The organism is Streptomyces sp. NPDC020958 (assembly GCF_055562175.1).
This window is the reverse complement of record NZ_JBVHFU010000002.1, coordinates 92955-107967: the sequence shown is the minus strand read 5'-3', so window position 1 is coordinate 107967 and position 15013 is coordinate 92955. Positions and strand designations below refer to the sequence as shown.

General features: G+C 72.0%; 11 protein-coding genes and 1 pseudogene. 2 read left to right on the top strand and 10 right to left on the bottom strand.

Going from position 1 to position 15013, the window contains the following annotated elements; all coding sequences use genetic code 11:
- Positions 1 to 30 precede the first annotated feature (30 nt).
- From ACZ3KP_RS06340 to ACZ3KP_RS06320, 5 genes are all read right to left on the bottom strand, one after another.
- On the bottom strand, positions 31 to 438 hold the full coding sequence (locus tag ACZ3KP_RS06340; RefSeq protein WP_358975111.1) for a VOC family protein: 408 nt from the start codon (positions 436 to 438) through the stop codon (positions 31 to 33).
- A gap of 107 nt (positions 439 to 545) precedes the next feature.
- The gene (locus ACZ3KP_RS06335; protein ID WP_467496916.1) at positions 546 to 2051 is read right to left on the bottom strand and encodes a hypothetical protein; all 1506 of its coding nucleotides are present in this window, start codon (positions 2049 to 2051) and stop codon (positions 546 to 548) included.
- Positions 2033 to 2770 carry an ABC transporter ATP-binding protein gene (locus ACZ3KP_RS06330; protein ID WP_467496914.1) on the bottom strand — a complete coding sequence of 246 codons (738 nt, stop codon included), beginning with the start codon at positions 2768 to 2770 and terminating at the stop codon, positions 2033 to 2035. Before ACZ3KP_RS06330 ends, ACZ3KP_RS06335 begins: the two co-directional genes overlap by 19 nt.
- Positions 2771 to 2965: 195 nt before the next feature.
- Positions 2966 to 4348, bottom strand: coding sequence for an aspartate aminotransferase family protein (locus ACZ3KP_RS06325; RefSeq protein WP_132889842.1), 1383 nt, complete (start codon positions 4346 to 4348; stop codon positions 2966 to 2968).
- A complete protein-coding gene (locus ACZ3KP_RS06320) occupies positions 4333 to 4854 on the bottom strand; it encodes an Lrp/AsnC family transcriptional regulator (RefSeq protein WP_030612872.1) in 522 nt (173 codons plus the stop codon). The genes ACZ3KP_RS06325 and ACZ3KP_RS06320 overlap by 16 nt, the downstream gene beginning before the upstream one ends.
- Positions 4855 to 5018: 164 nt before the next feature.
- Here ACZ3KP_RS06320 and ACZ3KP_RS06315 point away from each other — a divergent pair, with 164 nt between their 5' ends.
- Both ACZ3KP_RS06315 and ACZ3KP_RS06310 read left to right on the top strand, forming a co-directional pair.
- The gene (locus ACZ3KP_RS06315) at positions 5019 to 6458 is read left to right on the top strand and encodes a gamma-aminobutyraldehyde dehydrogenase (RefSeq protein WP_467496911.1); all 1440 of its coding nucleotides are present in this window, start codon (positions 5019 to 5021) and stop codon (positions 6456 to 6458) included.
- 72 nt (positions 6459 to 6530) lie between these two features.
- Positions 6531 to 7724 (top strand): polyamine ABC transporter substrate-binding protein, encoded by a 1194-nt coding sequence (locus ACZ3KP_RS06310; RefSeq protein WP_467496909.1) that lies wholly within the window; start codon positions 6531 to 6533, stop codon positions 7722 to 7724.
- 30 nt (positions 7725 to 7754) lie between these two features.
- Here ACZ3KP_RS06310 and purU read toward each other — a convergent pair whose 3' ends face one another.
- The 5 genes and pseudogenes from purU to glyA form a co-directional block, all read right to left on the bottom strand.
- A complete protein-coding gene (gene purU / locus ACZ3KP_RS06305; protein WP_467496907.1) occupies positions 7755 to 8609 on the bottom strand; it encodes a formyltetrahydrofolate deformylase in 855 nt (284 codons plus the stop codon).
- Positions 8606 to 9199, bottom strand: a complete 594-nt coding sequence (locus ACZ3KP_RS06300) for a sarcosine oxidase subunit gamma (RefSeq protein WP_467496905.1) — start codon at positions 9197 to 9199, stop codon at positions 8606 to 8608. The genes purU and ACZ3KP_RS06300 overlap by 4 nt, the downstream gene beginning before the upstream one ends.
- Positions 9189 to 12355: pseudogene (locus ACZ3KP_RS06295) on the bottom strand (sarcosine oxidase subunit delta family protein). The gene ACZ3KP_RS06300 and the pseudogene ACZ3KP_RS06295 overlap by 11 nt, the downstream one beginning before the upstream one ends.
- 15 nt (positions 12356 to 12370) lie before the next feature.
- A complete protein-coding gene (locus ACZ3KP_RS06290; RefSeq protein ID WP_467496903.1) occupies positions 12371 to 13636 on the bottom strand; it encodes a sarcosine oxidase subunit beta family protein in 1266 nt (421 codons plus the stop codon).
- Positions 13633 to 14967, bottom strand: a complete 1335-nt coding sequence (gene glyA, locus ACZ3KP_RS06285; RefSeq protein WP_467496901.1) for a serine hydroxymethyltransferase — start codon at positions 14965 to 14967, stop codon at positions 13633 to 13635. The genes ACZ3KP_RS06290 and glyA overlap by 4 nt, the downstream gene beginning before the upstream one ends.
- Between the last annotated feature and the right edge of the window lie 46 nt (positions 14968 to 15013).

The window sequence follows — 15013 nt, the reverse complement described above, 5'->3', positions numbered from 1 at the left end:
CGTTCGCCAGGACAGCCGTGCCGGTGGAGGTCAGCCCTGCACCGCCGCCGGGTCCATCCACACGACCTCCCAGCTGTGGCCGTCCAGGTCCTCGAAGGAACGGCCGTACATGAAGCCCTGGTCCTGGATGTCGTCGTTCGCCGTGCCGCCGGCCGCGACCGCCTTCTGGACCAGCTCGTCGACCTTCTCGCGGCTCTCGGCGCTCAGGCAGATCAGCACCTCGCTGGTCTTCGTCGAGTCGGCGATCTCCTTCTTGGTGAAGTCCGCGTAGCGCTGCTTGCTCAGGAGCATCGCGATGATCGTGTCGCTGATCACGACACAGGCGCAGTCGTCGCCGCTGAACTGCGGGTTGATCGTGTAGCCGAGCTCCGTGAAGAACTTCCGCGCCGCCGCCACGTCGTCGGTGGCCAGGTTCACGAAGATCATCTGCTGGTACATGGGGTCCCTCTTCCTCCGGTGTCGTGCTGTTCGAGGGGTGGACCGGGGGGCACGGCGAAAGTCATCGGTCCCGTCGGACTTTTGTGCGGTGAGTTTCGCGCGACCGCTCAGCGGACCAGCGGGCGGGCGGCGAGGTCCGCGATCAGCAGGGTGAAGGGACCGAAGAGGGCCAGCAGGGCGCCGGTGCGCAGGGCCGCCGCACCGCGCAGCAGCGTCGCCGGTGCGCCGAGGCGCAGCAGCGCCTCGGTGGTGCCGGCGCGGGCCTGGCGGGCCTCCACGGCGGTGGTGAGGAGCGTGGCCACCGCGCAGCCGGCGACCACGAGGCCGCCGAGGGTGGTGAGCGGGCCGCCGGGGTGCTTGCCGCCGCTGTGCAGGACGGTCGCCGCGAAGGTCGCCGACGTCACCGCGCAGACGACGCCGAGGGGGCGGCCGATACGGGTGGCCTCCGCCATCAGGACGCGGCCGGCCAGCAGCCGCAGGGCGCCGGGGCGGACGGCCTGCAGAAGGCGGCCGCAGAGGTGGGCGAGGGCCGGGGCGGCGAGGACCAGGCCGAGGGCGGTGAGCGACCAGCCGACCAGGACGCCTACCGGGCCGGTGGCGAGGCCGCCGGGGAGAGCGGTGCGGGGGGAGGTCTCGGTGACGCCGGCGTAGGACTCCATGGCGAGCCCGGCGGCCAGAACGGCGACGGCCCAGGGCAGGCCGGTGGGGGCGGGCTCGGCCACGGCCGGGACGGGCGGGACCTCGCTCACCGGGGTCGGCAGGGCGCCGTCCGCGCCCGTCCGAGCCGCCCCGGTGGCACGACCGCCCCCGGAGTGACGGGACGGCTGGTCACCGTCCGCGGGGTGCTGGGGCGGCGTGGGGTCGGGCGCGGGGTGCTGGGGCGGGGTGGGGTCGGGCGCCGTGTGCCGGGGCGGTGCGGTGTCGGGTGCGGGGTGGCCGGTGAGGCGGGTGTTCGTGGTGGGGCGGGAAACCGTGGTGGCGTTGGCACCCGTGGCGGCGAGGGCGCCCGTGGTGGTGCGGGCGCCCGTGGTGGTGCGGGCGCCCGTGGTGCGGCGGGCGGCGAGGAGTGCGTACACCGGGTTGCGGCCCGGTGTGCCGGGCAGGTCGCGGGGGCGCAGGACCAGCGCCACCGCCGTGGACGCGAGCACCGGGGGCACGGTCAGCAGGGTCAGGGCGGCCGGCAGGGGCAGGGGCTGGTCCGCTGCCAGGAAGTCCTTCGCCGCGCCGTCGAAGGGCATGCCCGTGAGGTCGCCGCGCAGGTGCAGGAAGACGGCCAGGGCCAGCAGCGAGCCCAGGGTGCAGGCGAGGACCGTGTTGAGGGCGGCGACGGCCATCAGGCGGGCCGGACCGAGGCCGAGGGCGGACAGGCCGGGGCGGGGTCTGGTGCCGGGGTCGGTGCGGGCCACCGCCACCGCGAGGTACACCGTGGCGGCGAGCGGGATCACACACCAGGCGAGCCGCAGGAGTGCCGCCGTCGAGTGGTCGGGGTGGGCCATCGCGTAGCCGAGGGCGGACAGCAGGAGGAAGCCCGTGCCCGCCGCCGCCGCGGCCACCAGGAGGCGGCGCAGCTGGACGGCCGGGTGGGCGACGCGGGTCAGGCGGAGAGCGAGCACTCGGCCCGGCCTTCCGCTTCGGGGGCGGGCAGGTGGACCGTGTTCACCCGGCGGCCGTCCAGGAGCGAGAGCCTGCGGTCGGCGAGGGCGGCGGTCTCCGCGTCGTGGGTGGCGAGGACGACCGTGATGCCGTGCGAGCGGGCCGCGGTGGTGAGGGTGCGCAGCACATGGGCGCGGTCGGCGCGGTGCAGCGGGGCCGTCGGCTCGTCCGCGAAGAGGATGGCGGGGGAGGGCGCGAGGGCGCGGGCGATGGCGACGCGCTGCCGTTCGGCCTGCTGGAGTTCGGCCGGGCGCCGGCGGGCCCGGTCGCCGACGTCGAGGCGGTCCAGCCACTCCAGCGCGGCCACCTTGGCCCGGCGGCGGCTGGTGCCCCGCAGCATCAGGGGCAGGGCGGTGTTCTCCCAGACGTTCAGCTCGGGGACCAGTGCCGGGACGGGGTCGATCCAGCCGAAGCGGTCGCGGCGCAGCCGTTCGCGGGTGACCGGGCCCATCCGGTGCACGGCCGTGCTGTTGAACCAGACCTCGCCGCCCTGTACCGGCGTCAGACCGGCGAGGCACCTCAGCAACGTCGTCTTGCCGCTGCCGCGCGGACCGCTGACGGCGAGGATCTCGCCCTCCCGCACCGCGAGCGAGACCCCGGTGACACCGGGCGAGCCGTCCTGGTGGCGGAAGTGCAGGGCGCGTGCCCACAGCACGTCGTTGTCCGGCGGGGCCTCCATGGGCGTACACCTCGGTTCTGATCCGTTTTGCCGTGCCTTCCCACGTCGGGGGGAACGAAGGCTGGGCCGATCGGTCACGTGCACGCTAGGCAGGCCCGCGGGCGGAGCCCGGGCAGCACACGGCCCCGGGCGTCCGTTCTCACTCGAACGGACGGCACCGGGGCCGGTGTCGGTCAGCCGGTCGGGGCGCTGGACTCAGAGCTTCGTCCAGGCCTCCGTCAGCGTGGCGCGCAGGATCTGCTCGATCTCGTCGAAGGTCTCCTGGTTGGAGATCAGCGGCGGGGCGAGCTGGACGACCGGGTCGCCGCGGTCGTCGGCACGGCAGTACAGGCCGTTCTCGAACAGGGCCTTGGAGAGGAAGCCGTACAGGACGCGCTCGGTCTCCTCCGCGTCGAAGGACTCCTTGGTCGCCTTGTCCTTGACCAGCTCGATGCCGTAGAAGAAGCCGTTGCCGCGGACGTCGCCGACGATCGGCAGGTCGTGCAGCTTCTGGAGGGTCGACAGGAACGCGCCCTCGTTGTCGAGGACGTGCTGGTTGAGGCCCTCGCGCTCGAACAGGTCGAGGTTGGCGAGGCCGACGGCCGCGGAGACCGGGTGACCGCCGAAGGTGTAGCCGTGCAGGAAGGTGTTGTCGCCCTTGTAGAACGGCTCGGCGAGCTTGTCGGAGATGATGCAGGCGCCGATCGGGGAGTAGCCCGAGGTCATGCCCTTGGCGCAGGTGATCATGTCCGGGACGTAGCCGAACTTGTCGCAGGCGAACATCGTGCCGAGGCGGCCGAAGGCGCAGATGACCTCGTCGGAGACGAGCAGGACGTCGTGCCGGTCGCAGATCTCGCGGACCCGCTGGAAGTAGCCGGGCGGGGGCGGGAAGCAGCCGCCCGCGTTCTGCACCGGCTCCAGGAAGACCGCGGCGACGGTGTCGGGGCCCTCGAAGAGGATCTGCTGCTCGATCTGGTCGGCGGCCCAGCGGCCGAAGGCCTCCGGGTCGTCGCCGAAGAGCGGGGCGCGGTAGATGTTGGTGTTCGGGACCTTGTGGGCACCGGGGACCAGCGGCTCGAACGGCGCCTTCAGGCCCGGCAGGCCGGTGATGGACAGGGCGCCCTGCGGGGTGCCGTGGTAGGCGACCGCGCGGGAGATGACCTTGTACTTGGTCGGCTTGCCCTTGAGCTTGAAGTACTGCTTGGCCAGCTTCCAGGCGGTCTCCACGGCCTCGCCGCCGCCGGTGGTGAAGAAGACCTTGTTCAGGTCGCCGGGCGCGTAGTCGGCCAGGCGCTCGGCCAGCTCGACGGCCTTCGGGTGGGCGTACGACCACACCGGGAAGAAGGCCAGCTCCTGGGCCTGCTTGAAGGCGGTCTCGGCGAGTTCCGTGCGGCCGTGACCGGCCTGGACCACGAACAGGCCCGCGAGACCGTCCAGGTAGCGCTTGCCCTGGTCGTCGTAGATGTAGGTGCCCTCGCCCCGGACGATGGTCGGGACGGGGGAGTTCTCGTACGAGGACATGCGGGTGAAGTGCATCCACAGGTGGTCGTACGCGGTGCGGCTGAGGTCCTTCTGGGTCACGGTTATCGGGTTCCCCACATGTAGGTCTGCTTCTTCAGCTTCAGGTAGACGAAGCTCTCGGTGGAGCGCACCCCTGGCAGCGCCCGGATGCGTTTGTTGATGACGTCCAGCAGGTGGTCGTCGTCCTCGCAGACGATCTCGGCGAGGATGTCGAACGAGCCCGCGGTCATCACCACGTACTCGACTTCCGACATGGCCGTCAGCGCGTCCGCGATCGACTCGACATCGCCCTCGACGTTGATGCCGACCATCGCCTGCCGGCGGAAGCCCACGGTGAGCGGGTCCGTGACGGCGACGATCTGCATGACGCCCTGGTCCAGCAGCTTCTGGACGCGCTGGCGCACGGCCGCCTCCGACAGGCCGACGGCCTTGCCGATCGCGGCGTACGGCCGGCGGCCGTCCTCCTGGAGCTGCTGGATGATGGCGAGGGAGACGGCGTCCAGCTGGGGACTGTTGCCGTTCCTGGACTCGCGGGACGAGTCCCTCTGGTCTGCGCTTCGACTGGCCACGACCTCACTGTGCACGACGTCTCGACGGTTCCGCAAGGCCGTATCGATGAAATTCGTTGTTTCAGGGAGCTTGCATTGCGGATTTCGCAGACTCGGCGCGGCCGGGGGTGTTGAAAACGTGGGATCTCGGATTACTGTGGGTGTCTCAGTGATTGGACACCCAACTTGGAGGGCCGGCAGTGAGCACCGAGCTGCGTCGCCTGCGCAACTACATCGACGGTGAGTTCCGGGACGCCGCCGACGGACGGACCACCGAGGTGGTCAACCCCGCGACCGGCGAGGCGTACGCGACCGCGCCGCTGTCCGGGGCGGCCGACGTCGACGCGGCGATGGCGGCCGCGGCCGCGGCCTTCCCGGCCTGGCGGGACACCACCCCGGCCGAGCGGCAGAAGGCCCTGCTGAAGATCGCCGACGCGTTCGAGGAGCGGGCCGAGGAACTCATCGCGGCCGAGGTGGAGAACACCGGCAAGCCGGTCGGACTGACCCGGGACGAGGAGATCCCGCCGATGGTCGACCAGATCCGCTTCTTCGCGGGCGCGGCCCGGATGCTGGAGGGCCGTTCGGCCGGCGAGTACATGGACGGCCACACCTCGATCGTCCGCCGTGAGCCGGTCGGCGTCTGCGCGCAGGTCGCGCCGTGGAACTACCCCATGATGATGGCCGTGTGGAAGTTCGCCCCGGCGATCGCGGCGGGCAACACGGTCGTGCTGAAGCCGTCGGACACCACCCCCGCGTCCACCGTCCTGATCGCCGAGATCCTCGGCGGGATCCTTCCCAAGGGCGTCTTCAACGTCATCACCGGCGACCGCGAGACCGGCCGTCTGATGGTCGAGCACCCGACCCCGGCGATGGCCTCCATCACCGGCTCCGTGCGCGCCGGCATGCAGGTCGCCGAGTCCGCGTCCAAGGACGTCAAGCGGGTCCACCTGGAGCTGGGCGGGAAGGCGCCGGTCGTCGTCTTCGAGGACACGGACATCGCGAAGGCCGTCGAGGGCATCTCCGTGGCCGGCTTCTTCAACGCGGGCCAGGACTGTACGGCCGCCACCCGCGTGCTCGTCCACGAGTCCATCCACGACGAGTTCGTGGCCGCGCTGGCGAAGGCCGCGGCCGAGACGAAGACCGGCCAGCCGGACGACGAGGACGTGCTGTACGGGCCGTTGAACAACCCGAACCAGCTGAAGCAGGTCTCCGGCTTCATCGAGCGGCTCCCCGCCCACGCCAAGGTCGAGGCCGGCGGACAGCGGGTGGGCGACAAGGGGTACTTCTACGCGCCGACCGTCGTGTCCGGGCTCAGGCAGGACGACGAGATCATCCAGAACGAGGTCTTCGGGCCGGTCATCACCGTCCAGTCCTTCACGGACGAGGACCAGGCCGTGCAGTGGGCCAACGACGTCGAGTACGCGCTGGCGTCGTCCGTGTGGACCAAGGACCACGGGCGGGCCATGCGGATGTCCAAGCGGCTGGACTTCGGCTGCGTGTGGATCAACACGCACATCCCGCTGGTCGCGGAGATGCCGCACGGCGGGTTCAAGAAGTCCGGCTACGGCAAGGACCTGTCGGGCTACGGCTTCGAGGACTACACGCGGATCAAGCACGTGATGACGTCGCTGGACGCGTGAGTCGCAGCCCCTTCGGGGCGCGCGACCCAGCGTCGATTGCCCCGCGACCGGTGGGCGCGACATCCTTCAGGTGTGCCTCACACCTCTCCCCGGACGCCCGCGCTCACCCGTCGCTCCCTGCTGCGCGCGCTCGGCGGTACCGCCGCGCTGGGCGCGCTGGCGAGCTGCGGGGTGCCCGCCGCCTACGTGAAGGCCGGCGACCGCGCCGTGACCGACCTGTCCGGCAAGGACCACAGGCTGGTCTTCGCGAACTGGCCGCTGTACATCGACGTGGCCGACGACAACCCGAACGAGCGGCCCACCCTGGACGCCTTCGAGAAGCGCACCGGGATCTCCGTCGACTACACCGAGGAGATCAACGACAACGACGAGTTCTTCGGCAAGATCAGCCCCGCGCTGATGAACCACCAGCCCACCGGCCGGGACCTCATCGTCATGAGCGACTGGATGTGCGCGCGGTTCGTGCGCCTGGGCTGGGTGCAGAAGATGGACCGCGCCCACCAGCCGGACGTCGCGCGGTACCTGGACCCGCTGCTCCGCTCGCCCGCCTTCGACCCGGGGCGCCGGTTCACGGTGCCGTGGCAGTCGGGCATCACCGGCATCGCCTACGACCGCAGGAGGCTGGGCCGCGAGATCCGGCACGTCAAGGACCTGTGGGCGAGCGACCTCAGGGGCCGGGTGACGTTGCTCTCCGGCCTCGACGAGGCGTTCGCGCTGCTGATGCAGGGCAACGGCGTGGACATCACCCGGTGGACGGCCGACGACTTCCACGCCGTCTGCGACGAGGTGCAGAAGCAGGTCGACCGCGGCCAGATCCGCCGCTTCACCGGGAACGACTACACCAAGGACCTGGTCAGCGGGGACGTCCTGGCCTGCCAGGCGTACTCGGGCGACGTCGTCCAGCTCCAGGCCGACAACCCCGGCATCCGCTTCGTCGTCCCCGAGGAGGGCGCGGAGCTGTGGTCCGACTCCCTGATGATCCCGGACCGCGCCGTCCACAAGGCCAACGCGGAACGCCTCGTCGACTACTATTACGAGCCGGCGGTCGCCGCCGAGCTGGCCGCCTGGGTCACCTACGTATGCCCCGTCCCGGCGGCCCAGCAGGTCCTCGCCGACTCCAAGGACAAGGACACGGCGGCACTCGCCGAGAACCCCCTGATCTTCCCGAACGCCGAGATGCGCAGACGCCTCGCCGTCGCCCGGGACATCACGTCGACGGAACGGGTGGAGTTCGCCAGGCGCTGGAACAGGATCGTGGGGCTGTAGGCCGCCGGACGTCCGGCGGGGACCCCTCCGTCAGCTGAAGACCACCGTGCGGTTGCCGTGGATCAGGACCCGGCCCTGGCAGTGCCAGTTGACGGCGCGGGCCAGGGCCAGGCGTTCGGCGTCGCGGCCCACGGTGACCAGACGGTCCGCGCCGCAGCGGTGGTCGACCCGGATGATCTCCTGCTCGATGATGGGCCCTTCGTCCAGGTCGGCCGTGACGTAGTGGGCGGTGGCGCCGACGAGCTTCACCCCGCGGCGGTGGGCCTGGTGGTACGGCTTGGCCCCGGCGAAGCTCGGCAGGAACGAGTGGTGGATGTTGATGGCCCGGCCCTCCAGCCGCTTGCACAGGTCGTCGGAGAGCACCTGCATGTAGCGGGCGAGCACGACCAGGTCGACGCGGTGCTCCTCGACCAGGGCGAGCAGCCGGGCCTCCGCCTGCGGCTTGGTGCCGGCCGTGACGGGGACGTGCTCGAACGGCACGCCGTCGGCTGCCGCCAGCGGCTCCAGATCGGGGTGGTTGGAGACCACCAGGACGATCTCGGCGTCCAGGGCCTTGCTGCGCCACCGGTAGAGCAGGTCGGCCAGGCAGTGGTCGAACCTGGAGACCATCACGAGCACGCGCGGCTTGACCGCGGAGTCCCTGAGGTGCCACTCCATCCCGAACTCGGCGGCCACCGGGGTGAAGGTGTCCCGCAGCCGCTCCAGGGTCGTCTCGGCGTCGGGGGCGGTGAAACCGGTGCGCAGGAACACGATGCCGTGGTCGGGGTCGTCGAACTGCTGGTGCTCGGTGATGTCGCAGCCGTGCCCGAGCAGGAACGACGTCACGGCGTGCAGGATGCCCGGCCGTTCGGGGCAGCTGAGGGTGAGGACGAACTCGGTCTTCATGAGGCGCTTCCCCGGTATTCCGTGCAGGCGTCGAGCAGCCATGCGGCCAGGTAGGTGGCGAACGAGGAGCGGACCAGCAGCCGGACGTCGCGGGCCGCGTCGTCGCGCACCACGAGGGTGACCGGGGCCTGGGCCAGCAGGGTGGTCGGGCAGGAGCCGGCCGGGGTGACCCGGGGGTCCAGGTCGATGGCGCAGCCCTGGGCCAGGACCGCGCGGACGAGGGGGCCGGACAGGTCCAGCGTGGTGCGCTGCGCCGAGACGTCGGTGACGGTGGCGAACCCCGCGCCGACGGCCGAGCGCAGCCGTGCGACCAGGTCTTCCGGGCGGCCGTCCGGAGCCACCAGCAGCCATTCGTCCGGCCCCATCCACACCACGTCGACCCCGCCCGACAGGTCGGCGCGCAGCGGGCCGGGCAGCGGGACGCCCAGGCAGGACTCGACGGCCCGCGCCGCCGCGCCGCCGGGCTCCGCCCGCAGGGTGAGCTGGGTCAGGAAGGGCACTTCCCGCACCCGGATACCGGCCGGCAGCCGCGCCAGGCGGTCCTGCCACTCGGACAGCGGGCTGCGGCGAGCGGGTGTCTCAACCGTCACGGCGAGCTCCCTCCTTGTCGAAGAGCACGGGGTCGGTCACGGTCACCGGGACGGTCCGGCCGTCCAGCGGCACGTAGAGGGTCTCGCCGATGCGCCGGGTGCCCGAGCGCACCAGGGCCAGGGCGAAGGTCCGCCGCAGGGCGTCGCTTCGGTAGCTGGACGTGACGTGGCCCAGCATGGGCACGGGGGGCGCCGGGACGTCGCTGGTGGCGATGATCTGGGCGCCCTCGGGGAGCAGCACGTGCTCGTCGGCCGGGAGCAGGCCCACCAGCTGCTTGCGGTCCTCGCGCCGGTTCTCCGCGCGGGCGAAGGACCGCTTGCCGACGAAGTCCGGCTTCTTCTTCGACACGACCCAGGACATCCCCAGGTCCTGCGGGGTGACGGTGCCGTCGGTGTCCTGCCCGATGATCGGATAGGCCTTCTCGGCGCGCAGCACGTGCATCGTCTCGGTGCCGTACGGGGTGATGCCGAACGCGTCCCCAGCCGCGAGGAGCGCCTCCCACACGGCGATGCCGTACCAGGCGGGCACGTTGACCTCGTAGGCGAGTTCACCGGAGAAGCTGATCCGGCACACCCGCGCCGCCACCCCGGCGACGGTGGTGTCCTGCCAGGACATGAAGGGGAAGGCGTCGTTGCTCACGTCCAGGTCCGGCGCCACCAGGGCCAGGACCTCGCGGGAGCGGGGGCCGACCAGCGGGATCGTCACCCAGTGCTCGGTGACGGAGGTGAGGTGGACGCGCAGGTCGGGCCATTCCGTCTGGAGCCACTCCTCCATCCACTCCAGGACCTTGGCCGCGTTGCCGGTGGTCGTGGTCAGCAGGAACTCCTGCTCGGCCACCCGGATCACGGTGCCGTCGTCGAGGGCCATGCCGTCCACGCCGCACATCACGCCGTAGCGGACCCGGCCCACCTTGAGGGTGCTCATCAGGTTCGTGTAGAGCCGGTCCAGCAGCACACCGGCGTCCGGCCCCTGGACGTTGATCTTGCCGAGCGTGGAGCCGTCCATCATCGCGACGCCGGTACGGGCTGCCCGGCACTCGCGCAGCACGGCGTCCTCCATGGTCTCCCCGGCCCGCGGGTAGTACCAGGGGCGCTTCCACTGGCCGACGTTCTCGAACCGCGCGCCGTGCTCGACGTGCCAGGGGTGGAGCGCGGTCACCCGCACCGGATCGAAGAGCTCACCGCGGTTGCGGCCCGCGAGGGCGGCGAAGGAGACCGGCACGGCGGGCGGCCGGAAGCGGGTGGTGCCGAGGTCGGCGACTTCCAGGCCCAGCGCCTCGGCGACGATGCCCGAGGTCAGCACGCCCGAGGTACGGCCCTGGTCGTGGGCGGTGCCGATGGTGGTGTACCGCTTGACGTGCTCCACCGAGCGCAGGCCCGCCCCGGTCGCCCGCAGCACGTCACCGACGGTCGCGTCCCGCTGGAGGTCGACGAACTGCGGGGCGCCTTCCTGGCCCTCCTGCGGGCTCGGCACCCGCCACAGCACCCGGGCCGGTGCTCCGTCCGGCAGCGGGTCGGTGGCCGGCAGGGCGATCTCCGGAGCGGTCCTGCCGATCGCCGACAGGGCCTGCCGGGCCGCGGCCACGCCGTCCGCGAGACAGCCGGCGAGGGTGAAGGTGCCGTCGGCCGCCCCTGCCGTACGGACGTCGGCGGGTGCGTCGGCGGGGACGAAGGCGCCGATCCCGGCGTCGTGGCGCAGGGTGCCGCGGGCCTGGCTGAACAGGGCCACCGCCGGGTTCCAGCCGCCGGAGACCAGCAGCAGGTCGCAGTCGACGCCGTGCCGCTCGCCGAGGCGTCCGTCCCGGTAGGAGGCGACGTGGGCGCGGGTGACGCGCTCGATGCCGCTGGTGCCGGTGACGACGTGCCCCGCGCGGACGTCGATGCCGCGTTCGGTGCAGGCGCCACGCCAGTGCTCGGGCACCTCCTCGCGCACGTCGACCACCGCGGCGATCCGCACGCCCGCGTCGGCCAGTTCGAGCGCGGCCGGGTAGGCGCTGTCGTTGGTGGTGAAGACGACCGCCCGCGAACCGGGCAGCACGCCGAAGCGGTTCAGGTAGGTGCGGGCCGAACCGGCCAGCATGATCCCCGGGCGGTCGTTGTTGTCGAAGGCGATCGGACGCTCGTGGGCACCGGTGGCGTACACGACCTGCCGGGAGCGGATCCGCCAGATCCGCTGCCGGGAGACGTGGGCGGGGGCGGCGGCGCCCAGGTGGTCGGTGCGCTTCTCCAGGGCGAGGACGAGCCCGTCGCCGTAGTGGCCGAAGGCGGTGGTGCGGGGCAGGACGCGGACGTCCGCGTGCTCGTCGAGCTCCGCCAGGACGGCGCCGGCCCATCGGGGGGCCGGGGCGCCGTCGATGAGTTCCCGGGTGCCGAGCAGCGAGCCGCCGGCCTCCGGGAGTTCGTCGACGAGGACGACCCGGGCCCCGGCCCGGGCGGCGGCCAGCGTGGCGGCCAGGCCCGCCGGGCCCGCGCCGACGACCAGGACGTCGCAGTGGGCGTGCACGGTGTCGTAGCGGGCGGTGTCCGGCTCGGTGCTCAGCCTGCCCTGGCCGGACAGGCCACGGGCGACCAGACCCTCGTACAGCTCCACCGTCGTGGCGGTGAGCATGGGCTCGGGGAAGGGGAACTCGATCTGGACGAGGGCGTTGGGTTCCTCGGCGCCGGCGGCCAGGAACCCGCGCGGGCGGCCGTACTTGATGCTGTCGGCCACGTGGTGCACGCCGTTGGCCAGCAGGGCGGAGGCGAGGGTGTCGCCGGGGTGACCGGTGTACGCGGTGCCGTCGAAGGTGAAGGCGAGGGTGGTGTCGCGGTCGACCCGGCCGAGGCCCGGAGCGCGGAAGGGGGTGTTCATCGGGTGGCCTCCTGACCCTTCGAGGTGCTCGTGGGGGAGGGGCGGTCGGCGCCGGCCTCGTAGACGGCGAGGAACTCGTGGGTGACGGTGTCGCGCAGGGCGTTGAACCAGCGCCGGCAGCCGGCCGCGTGCACCCAGCGCTCGGCGAACGGGCCCTTGGGGTTGTCACGGAAGAAGACGTACTGGGCCCACTGCTCGTCGTCGATCGCGTAGGGGTCCTCGGGGTAGGCGACGTGCGCCTGACCGCCGTAGTGGAACTCGATCTCCTCGCGGTCACCGCACCAGGGGCAGGTGATGAGCTGCATGTCGGTACTCCTCGGCTAGTGGGCGACGGCGGCCGCGCCGTGCTCGTCGACCAGGGCGCCGGTGGTGAAGCGGTCGAGGGTGAAGGGCGCGTTGTAGGGGTGCGGTTCGCCGGTGGCGACGGTGTGCGCGAAGCACCAGCCGACGCCCGGGGTGGCCTTGAAACCGCCGGTGCCCCAGCCGCAGTTCAGGTAGAGGTCCGTGACGGGCGTCAGGCCGACGATGGGGGAGGCGTCCGGGGTGGTGTCGACGATGCCGGCCCAGGTGCGCAGCATGTGGGCGCGGGCGAAGACGGGGAACAGCTCCAGGGCGGCGGCCATCTGACGCTCCAGGATGTGGAAGGCGCCGCGCTGCCCGTACCCGTTGTAGCTGTCGATGCCCGCGCCCATGACCAGCTCGCCCTTGTGCGCCTGGGAGACGTACACGTGCACGGCGTTGGACATCACCACGGTCGGGTGGACGGGTTCGAGGAGCTCCGAGACCAGTGCCTGGAGGGGGTGGCTCTGCAGCGGCAGCCGCAGCCCCGCCATGGCCGCCAGCACGGACGAGTGCCCGGCGGCCGCCAGCGCGACCTTCCCGGCCGCGATGGGACCGCGCGTGGTGCGCACCCCGCGCACCCGGCCGTCCACGATGTCGAGTCCGGTGACCTCGCAGTCCTGGATCAGGTCGATGCCGTACGCGTCGGCCCTGCGGGCGAAGCCCCAGGCCACGTAGTCGTGCTTGGCGATGCCCGCACGCGGCTGGTAGGTGGCGCCGAGCACCGGGTACCGCACATCCTGCGAGATGTTGACGATGGGACAGACCTTGGCGACCTCGTCCGGCTCCAGCCACTCGGCGTCGATGCCGTTGAGCTGGTTGGCGTACACGCGCCGCTTGCTGTCGCGGATGTCCTGGAGGGTGTGCGCCAGGTTGAGCACGCCGCGCTGGCTGAAGAGGATCGGGTAGTCGAGGTCCTCCTCCAGGGTCTCCCAGAGCTTCAGGGAGTGCTCGTAGATGCCGGAGCTCTCGTCCCAGAGGTAGTTCGAGCGGATGATCGTGGTGTTGCGGGCCATGTTGCCGCCCGCGAGCCAGCCCTTCTCCAGCACGGCGACGTTGGTGATGCCGTGGTTCCTGGCCAGGTAGTAGGCGGTCGCCAGCCCGTGCCCGCCGCCGCCGACGACGACGACGTCGTACGACCGCTTGGGGTCGGGGTTGCGCCACAGGAACTCGGGGTGGTCGGGGAGGACGTCGCCGGGGGTGGCGGGGGCGGTCCTGCCGGCGGCGTTGTCGCGCGGGTGCGTCACTGGACGGCCTCCTCGGCCTCGGGCCGCGGGGCGGCGGGGTAGAGCGGGAAGCGTTCGGTCAGGACCTGGACGCGGCCGCGCAGTGCGGCGGCGGTCCGGTCGTCGAAGCCGGGCAGGAGGGCCGTGGCGACGATGTCGGCGACCTCGGTGAACTCCTGCGCGCCGAAGCCGCGGGCGGCCAGTGCCGGGGTGCCGATGCGGACACCGGAGCTGACCATCGGGGGACGCGGGTCGAAGGGGACGGCGTTGCGGTTGACGGTGATGCCGACCCGGTGCAGCCGGTCCTCGGCCTGCCTGCCGTCGAGTTCGGAGTGGCGCAGGTCCACCAGGACCAGGTGCACGTCGGTGCCGCCGGTCAGCACGCTGACCCCGGCCGCCCTGGTGTCCTCGGCCAGCAGCCGCTCGGCCAGGATCGCCGCGCCCGCCAGGGTGCGGCGCTGCCGGTCCGCGAACTCCGGTCGGCCGGCCATCCTGAACGCCACGGCCTTCGCCGCGACGACGTGTTCGAGCGGGCCGCCCTGCTGGCCCGGGAAGACCGCGGAGTCGATCTTCTTGGCGACTTCCGAGGTGCACAGGATCACCCCGCCGCGGGGGCCGCCCAGCGTCTTGTGGGTGGTCGTGGTCACCACGTGCGCGTGCGGTACCGGGGACGGGTGCAGGCCGGCGGCGACCAGGCCGGCGAAGTGCGCCATGTCGACCATCAGGTAGGCGTCCACCTCGTCCGCGATGCGGCGGAACTCCGCGAAGTCCAGGTGGCGGGGGTAGGCCGACCAGCCGGCCACGATCAGCTTCGGCTGGTGCTCGTGGGCGAGCTCGCGGACCTGCGCCATGTCGACGCGGTGGTCCTTCTCGCCCACCTGGTAGGCCGCCACCTGGTAGAGGCGGCCGGAGAAGTTGAGCCGCATGCCGTGGGTGAGGTGGCCGCCGTGCGCCAGGTCGAGTCCGAGGATGGTGTCGCCGGGCCGCAGCAGGGCCGCCATGACGGCCGCGTTGGCCTGGGCGCCGGAGTGCGGCTGCACGTTGGCGTGCTCGGCGCCGAACAGCTCCTTCACCCGGTCGATGGCGATCCGCTCGATGGCGTCGACGTGCTCGCAGCCGCCGTAGTAGCGGCGGCCGGGGTAGCCCTCGGCGTACTTGTTGGTCAGCACCGAGCCCTGGGCCTGCATGACCGCGAGCGGTGCGAAGTTCTCGCTCGCGATCATCTCCAGGGTGCCGCGCTGCCGGGCCAGCTCGGCGTCGATCGCCGTGGCGATCTCGGGGTCGAAGTCGTCGAGCGGGGCGGTGAGCACCGCGGTACGGGCCGCTTGCTGGTCGGGGGCGTGGGCAGTCATGGCAGCTCCCTGAAGACCTGAAGGCCTGGAGACCGACTGGAAGGCG

Excerpts from the sequence above, each read along its gene's own strand:
- ACZ3KP_RS06340 (WP_358975111.1), bottom strand. The coding sequence starts at position 438 with ATGTACCAGCAGATGATCTTCGTGAACCTGGCCACCGACGACGTGGCG.
- glyA (WP_467496901.1), bottom strand. The coding sequence starts at position 14,967 with ATGACTGCCCACGCCCCCGACCAGCAAGCGGCCCGTACCGCGGTGCTC.
- purU (WP_467496907.1), bottom strand. The coding sequence starts at position 8,609 with ATGAAGACCGAGTTCGTCCTCACCCTCAGCTGCCCCGAACGGCCGGGC.
- ACZ3KP_RS06330 (WP_467496914.1), bottom strand. The coding sequence starts at position 2,770 with ATGGAGGCCCCGCCGGACAACGACGTGCTGTGGGCACGCGCCCTGCAC.